Source organism: Hymenobacter agri (assembly GCF_054778495.1).
The window spans coordinates 1-6,884 of sequence record NZ_BAAGZM010000196.1; the positions used below are offsets into that span (position 1 = coordinate 1).

Consider the following 6,884-nt stretch of genomic DNA (forward strand, 5'->3'; position numbering starts at 1 on the left):
CGGCGTGACGAGGGCGGCCACGCGGCCGTTGGGCAGGCGCTGCAGGCTGGCCACCACCTTCACCTTCTGGCCCCGGGCGGCGGCGTAGGCAATGTCGGCCGCACCCACCGCCTCAATGCCCAGGTTCAGCACCTCATCGGGGTTCAGGAAAGCGCCGTAGGCGTGCGCCGCCAGTATCACGGCCTTCGAACGGGGGTCGAAGGCGCCCATGTCGAGTGTGGGGTCAGTTTCGGCGAAGCCTAACGCCTGAGCTTCGGCCAGCGCCGTGGCGTAGTCCGAGCCTTCCTCGCTCATGCGCGTGAGCACGTAGTTGGAGGAGCCGTTGAAAATACCGCTGACCGCCCGCAGCGGCTCGTGGCTGAAGTAGGCCGCGAGGGTACGAATTACCGGAATGCTGCCGCACACGGCCGCCTCATACAGCAGCGCGCCGCCAAACTCCTGCTCCAGCTGCACCAGCTCGGGCAGATGCCGGGCCAGCATGGCTTTATTGGCCGTCACTACCCGGCGGCCTTGCCGCAGAGCCGCGCTCACCAGCCGGAAGGCCTCGGCCGCGTCGTCAATCACCTCCACCAGCACGTCGAGCGTGGCATCAGCCAGCAACTCATCGGCCTGGTAGGTGAAATGGTCGGCCGATAGTGACCGGGTTTTGCCGGGCGTTTTCACGGCAATGCGCGCCACGGTCAGGCCCAGTTCGGGCTGCCGCTGCACGATGTCATAAAAGCCCTGCCCCACGCAGCCGAAGCCAATCAGGCCCAGGCGCAGGGGTTGTTCAAAATGTGTCATGAATCAGTAGTTTCGGCCGGCCGCAGGTAGCCGCGGGCCAGCAGATTATTTGTGCCTCGCCAATCGCAATTGTACCGCGGCGCGGGCTTTTGTGCTGCCTGTCCAGGCTTTGCGCCAACCCATAGCGGGCTGTACTAATCAGTCATTCAAAAGGGCATTTGCAGCTATTCGGGGCTAATTGCGGCCGCCTAATGCACAAACGTGGGCGCGTAGAACAGCTCCAAAAAGTGCGTGATGGCCGCTGTTTCCAGCAGAAAGCCGTCGTGGCCGTAGCGCGAATCCAGCTCGCCGTACATCGCCCCCGGAATATGGGCCGCCAGCTCGCGCTGCTCGCTCAACGGAAACAGCACGTCGGAGGTAATGCCCAGCACCAGCGTGCGCGCCCCAATGCGAGCCAACGCCGCCGGTACTCCGCCGCGGTGGCGGCCCAGGTTGTGCGTGTCCATGCTGCGGCTCAGGGCCACGTAGCTGTAGGCGTCGAAGCGGGCCACCAGCTTGTCGCCCTGATAGCGTTGGTAGGTGCTGGCGCGGTATTCATCGGGCAACTCATCGGCGTCGGGGTCGGTCTGGGTTTCGTTGTAGGCCGCGTAGCTGCGGTAGCTGAGCAGGGCAATGGCGCGGGCGGCCCGCAGGCCCTCATCGCCCCCGCCGGGCTGGCCGGCGGCGTAGGTCGGGTCGGCCGCAATGGCCAGCCGCTGCGCCTCGTTGAAAGCAATGCCCCAGGCCGAGTGCCGGGCGTTGGTGGCAATCACCACGAGGTGGTCGAACAAATCGGGGCGCTGCACGGCCCACTCCAACGCCTGCTGCCCGCCCAGCGAGCCACCAATCAGCGTATTGATATCGGTAATTTCCAGGTCCTGCCGCAGCAGTTCGTGGGCCTGCACCAGGTCGCGAATGGTCAGCAGCGGAAAATGCTGGAAACGCGCCTGCCCGGTGGCCGGGTCGGCGTCGAGCGGGCCAGTGCTGCCATAGCACGAGCCCAGCACGTTGGCGCACACAATGAACCACTCGGCCGGGTCGTAGTAGCAGCCCGGCCCTACCAGGCCCGGCCACCAGGCCAGCACGTCGGCGTTGGCCGTGAGGGCGTGGCACACCCACACCACGTTGTCGCGGTCTTCGTTCAGCTGGCCCCAGGTCTGGTAAGCCACGTGGGCTCCAGTCAGGGTTTCGCCGCTTTCCAGCGTCAGGTCGGGTAGTTCAAATAGTTGGCTAGTCATTATCTGTTTCAATAGCTCAGTTTCAGCGCCAGCGAACCGGCCGGGCTCATGGATTCTCACCCCCATTTCGCTACCCATCACGGAAGCGGCACCCGCCCGGCGCGCTGGCGCTGAAATTGAGTTGTTCTGATTGAGCTGTGGTTTTTCGTTTTTGGGTCTCTGCTCCCGGCTACCGGTATTTCACTTCACCTAAACCCGGCGGCCAGCAGCGAAGAGCCCAAAACGAAACCCACCGCTCCCTATACCTCCAGCGGCTGGGCGTGCTCCAATTCGGGCTCGCCCACCTCTTCGCCCTCGGTAGGCTGGCTAGCCGTATTGCCAATGGCGTCGAAGGCGGCCTGCAAATCGGCTTTGATGTCGTCGAAATGCTCAATCCCCACGCTCAGGCGAAGCGACGTCGGCGTTACGCCCGAGGCCAACTGCTCTTCCTCGCTCAGTTGCTGGTGCGTGGTGGCCGAGGGCTGGATGATGAGCGTCTTGGCGTCGCCCACGTTGGCCAGGTGGCTGATGAGCTTCAGGTTATCAATAAATTGCGTAGCCGTTTCCTTCGTGCCCTTAATGCGGAACGAGAGCACGCCGCCGAAGCCGCGCTTCAGGTATTTGTTGGCGATGGCGTAGTAGGGGCTGCTGGGCAGGCCGGGGTAGTTCACGCTTTCCACCTGCGGATGCTGTTCGAGCCAGGTGGCCACTTTCAGGGCGTTTTCCACGGTGCGGTCCACGCGCAGGCTCAGGGTTTCGAGGCCGATGAGCAGCTGCCAGGAGTTGAACGGGCTAATGGCCGGGCCGAAGTCGCGCAGCCCTTCCACCCGCGCCCGGATGATGAAGGCGATGTTGCCAAACGGCCCGTTCTTGCCAAATACATCGTTGAAAATCAGGCCATGGTAGCCGTCGCTCGGCTCGGTAAACTGCGGAAATTTGCCGTTGCCAAAGTCGTAGGTGCCGCCGTCCACAATCACGCCGCCCACGCTGGTGCCGTGCCCGCCAATCCACTTCGTGGCCGACTCCACCACGATGTTGGCGCCGTGCTCCAGCGGCCGGAACAGGTAGCCGCCCGCGCCGAAGGTATTGTCCACTACCAGCGGCAAGTCGTGCTTTTTGGCGATGACCGCAATGGCCTCAAAATCGGGAATGCTGAAGCTCGGGTTGCCAATAGTTTCGAGGTAGATAGCTTTGGTTTTCTCGTCGATGTACTGCTCGAACGAGGCCGGGTTGTCGCCATCAGCGAAGCGAACCTCAATACCCAACCGCCTGAATGCCACCTTGAACTGGTTGTAGGTACCGCCGTAGAGGTAGGCCGTGCTCACAAAGTTGTCGCCGGCCTGCAGAATGTTGTTCAGGGCGATGAACTGCGCCGCCTGGCCCGAGCCGGTAGCCAGGGCCGCCACGCCACCTTCGAGGGCCGCCACGCGCTGCTCAAACACGTCGGTGGTGGGGTTCATCAGGCGGGTGTAGATGTTGCCGAACTCCTTCAGGGCAAACAGGTTGGCGCCGTGCTCGGCGCTCTTGAACACGTAGCTGGTGGTTTGGAACAGGGGCACGGCGCGGGCCCCGGTAGTGGGGTCGGGCTGCTGGCCGGCGTGGAGTTGGAGAGTTTCGAAGTGTTGGGGCTGAACAGACATGATGAGGGTGCGCTTGACGCGTTGAAAAACCGGAATGACAATTGAAAAAAGTGCGCTGCGAGCCTGAAAAGCCGTTTTTAGCGCCAAAACTCCCCGAAATAGCCCGTGCTGCCGGCGTGGCCCAAACCCACCGCGAAGGCCCGAAAAGGCGCGCGGCAGACCCGCGGGGCCACCAAAAAATCCAGAAGAGTTGGGGGGAGGGTTCTAAGCCGAAATCAGCTTAGCAACAACACGGGCAGCAACAGCACATTCGCATTCGCCCGTTGGGCAATGCCACATTCCGGCCAGCCGCCGAAACGAAGAAACCCGACCCTACGGCGCGCAAAGCAGCCGGAGCAGTCGGGAGGAGAAAAGCAGATTTTGCGGGATTTTCCATGGCACTCGAATCATCTGTCCCGGTGCGGCCGAAGCTGCGGCGGGTAGGAATTGGCACCTTTCGTTGAGCGAAGGTTGCCAGTGGGTCACGGAGCCTAGTCTCTCGCCACTTCTGTATAAAACTTGAAAACTGCCCACCGTTAGCGGGGAGTACCTGTTGGGTATCGCAAAGGTAGGAGCGAATTTTTGAGAATGGCAAGCGGTGCGGCGAAAATATTTTTTTCGGTAAGCCAAATCGCCTGTCATCCTGAGCGCAGCGAAGGACCTTATCACGTCTGCACGAATTGCGCTAGCGTGACAAGGTCCTTCGCTGCGCTCAGGATGACAGATTTTTCTGCAAGGGCAGAAACGCAAAAAAGCCACCCTGAAACAGAGTGGCTTTTCTCACCTTTTTTCTGCAAAAAAGTACCTAGAGACTAGGTAGGGTTAACACCTGACCAACTTCGATGTGGTCGGGGTTACTGCCGATGGTGGCCTTGTTGGCCTCATATATCTGGTGCCACTTGGCGGCGTCGCCGTAGTGGTTTTTAGCAATTTTTGAGAGGGAATCTCCACTGACAACAGTATACGTGTCGCCGGAAGTTTCCGGTTTGGCGGCGTTGCCGAAAAAATCGGTGGCGCCACCGGCGGGCTTGGCAGCGGGTTCAACGGGTTTTTGTTCGCCTTTGTCGCTGATGAAATCAAAGAGTCCCATGGGATTTACAAAGTTAGAGGTTGCGAATGATTTCACCGGAAAAACCTTGCGGTTGGGCCGGCCGGGTTGCTATACGGGCGGTCCAAACTGGGGTTACAGCGCCAACTCTTTTCTTTTGGCACCGTAAGCCGACGAGTTCGCCGTGCGCGGGCTTTCACTTTCATTCTTTCACCTTCACTCACAAGTGCTCATGAAACTCCAGTCCCTCTTTTCGCTCCGCTATTTCGCCAGCCTGCTGGTGCTCGTGTCGCTGTTTGCCGCTTCGTGCAGCAACGACAAAGGCAAGGTTGAAGGCGTAAACATGCTGTACGGCACCGACAGCAAGGTGTGGAAAACCGCCAAGGAAACCGACACCGCCGGCGACAAAGTGAAGCAGACCGACGCACAAAAGCAGCAGGAGCTCCATGTGTTTGCCAATGGCAACTACACCATGACGGATGGTGCCGCCGGCGCCATTTCGGGTAAATACACGTTCGACCAGGCCGCCAAAACCATCACCTTTAGCCCCGAAGGCAAGCCCGCCAGCACTTTCGCCGTCGAAACCCTGACCGACGACAAGCTGACGCTGAAATCGGCCGATGGCGCGTCGTTGATGCTGGAAAAAGAATAAGCCGCATTCACGCTGCCCCAAAAGCCCCGAACCCGCGTGGTTCGGGGCTTTTTTGTGTTTTCGCCCGGGCTATTGCTTGGCGTTAGCAGCAAAACGCCAGTAATTTGCCGCCGCTTTCCGGGCTGCCGAATGCGGCCTTTCCACCTTTTTCTGCTTTTCATGTTTGTTGATTTTAAGGCGGCGGCCCTGACGGGAGCGCTGCTATTGGCTGGCGCGTTGGCCCACGGCCAAGCCCCCACTCCCCTGCCCACCCACGCGGTGCGCAGCATTGCCCCAACCGATACCGATTTTCGGGACCTGGAATTTCTAAAAGCCGAAATCGGTCCGGCGCGGGTGGTGATGCTGGGCGAGCCCACCCACGGCGAGGGCAACGTATTCGAGGCCAAAATCCGGCTGCTGCGCTTTCTGCGCGAGCAGATGGGCTTCACGACGGTAGCGTTCGAGAGTGGTTTTTACGACCTGCACAAGGCCCAGCAGGCGCTGGAGACAGGGCGACCGGCGCAGGAGGCCATTGGCAACAGCGTGTTCACTATCTGGACCGGGGCGCAGGAATTTCAGGCCGTGCTGCCGCTGCTGGGCCCGGGCGGACTGCGCGTGGCGGGGTTTGACCCGCAGCTGAGCGGTGAATACAGCGGCGATATGGTGGACGAGCTACGCGCTTTTTTGACCGCGCAAAAGGGAGCCGCGCAGGTTAACTACGACTATCTGGAGGAGGTGATTGGCTACATGGGCGACCATTTTGCCCTCCCACCCGACGCCAAGCCCGCCGATTTTGAAAAGGAAATGGGCAAGGTGAACCGGCTGCTGGATAAAATGGCCGCCGGCAGCTCTGGGCAGCGTGCGGACGAAGCGCGGTTCTGGCAGCAGAACGGGCGCAGCCTGCTGGCCCAGGCCCGCGACTATGCGAGTAAGCGTAATCGGGCCCTCGACGACGACAGCTTCAAGGCCATCGACAGCAACCCGCGCGATGCCCAGATGGCCGACAACCTGCTGTGGTATGTGCGCCAGCACCCGCAGGAAAAAGTGGTGTGCTGGGCAGCCCTGCCCCACCTGGCCAACCGGCTGGAGCATTTCCAGAACGCTGAAATTCAGGCCTACCGGCCGATGGGCCGGGCGGTGAAGGAGGGCTTGGGTGCCGAACAGGTGTACATTCTGGGCACGCTGGCCGGCGGAGGCAGCTACGGCAGCTGGTCGGAAGCCGGCCGGCCAGTGCCGGCGCCGGGCGCAAATTCGCTCGAAGCCGAGCTAGCCACGCAGCCTGCCAACTATGCTTTCATCAGTCTGAAACACGAGGCCCCGGGCCGCGAGCTAACCACTTATGCGTTTGAGTACAAGCCCTTGGTCGGCCCGTGGAGCGAAGCGGTAGATGGCTTCCTGTTTCTGCGAACGGTGCAGCCGACGCATCCCGTTAGCCTATCAGCAACAACGGGGCCGGCCGCCGATACAGCCAGCGCCAAAGCCCACCCCATGGCCGATGCCCTCAGCCCGGTACGCCCGGCGCGCCAAGTGCGAACGGCCACTGCGGGCACAACGGTGCGGGGCGTGGTGCTCGACCAGAAGACCAAGGCCCCGGTGCCCTACGCTTC

The 6,884-nt window shown here is 61.4% G+C and carries 6 protein-coding genes and 1 riboswitch; of the genes, 2 read left to right on the top strand and 4 right to left on the bottom strand.

The window, feature by feature from the left end:
- From ACYVDE_RS11300 to ACYVDE_RS11315, 4 genes are all read right to left on the bottom strand, one after another.
- The coding region (locus ACYVDE_RS11300) for a homoserine dehydrogenase (protein ID WP_460501644.1) at positions 1-783 on the bottom strand (783 nt) is incomplete at its 3' end.
- A 188-nt stretch (positions 784-971) separates the two neighbouring features.
- A complete protein-coding gene (gene metX, locus ACYVDE_RS11305) occupies positions 972-2,000 on the bottom strand; it encodes a homoserine O-acetyltransferase family protein (protein ID WP_460501645.1) in 1,029 nt (342 codons plus the stop codon).
- 239 nt (positions 2,001-2,239) lie between these two features.
- Entirely contained in the window at positions 2,240-3,619 is a 1,380-nt protein-coding gene (locus tag ACYVDE_RS11310) for an O-acetylhomoserine aminocarboxypropyltransferase/cysteine synthase family protein (protein WP_460501646.1), read from the bottom strand.
- A gap of 383 nt (positions 3,620-4,002) precedes the next feature.
- Positions 4,003-4,117: riboswitch (SAM riboswitch) on the bottom strand.
- Positions 4,118-4,403: 286 nt separating this feature from the next.
- On the bottom strand, positions 4,404-4,724 hold the full coding sequence (locus ACYVDE_RS11315) for a LysM peptidoglycan-binding domain-containing protein (protein WP_460501648.1): 321 nt from the start codon (positions 4,722-4,724) through the stop codon (positions 4,404-4,406).
- 154 nt (positions 4,725-4,878) lie between these two features.
- Between ACYVDE_RS11315 and ACYVDE_RS11320 the strand changes: the two genes are divergently transcribed.
- Positions 4,879-5,298 carry a hypothetical protein gene (locus ACYVDE_RS11320; protein WP_460501649.1) on the top strand — a complete coding sequence of 140 codons (420 nt, stop codon included), beginning with the start codon at positions 4,879-4,881 and terminating at the stop codon, positions 5,296-5,298.
- A gap of 159 nt (positions 5,299-5,457) precedes the next feature.
- Positions 5,458-6,884 (top strand): erythromycin esterase family protein (locus ACYVDE_RS11325; RefSeq protein ID WP_460501650.1); only part of this gene is annotated, 1,427 nt, incomplete at its 3' end.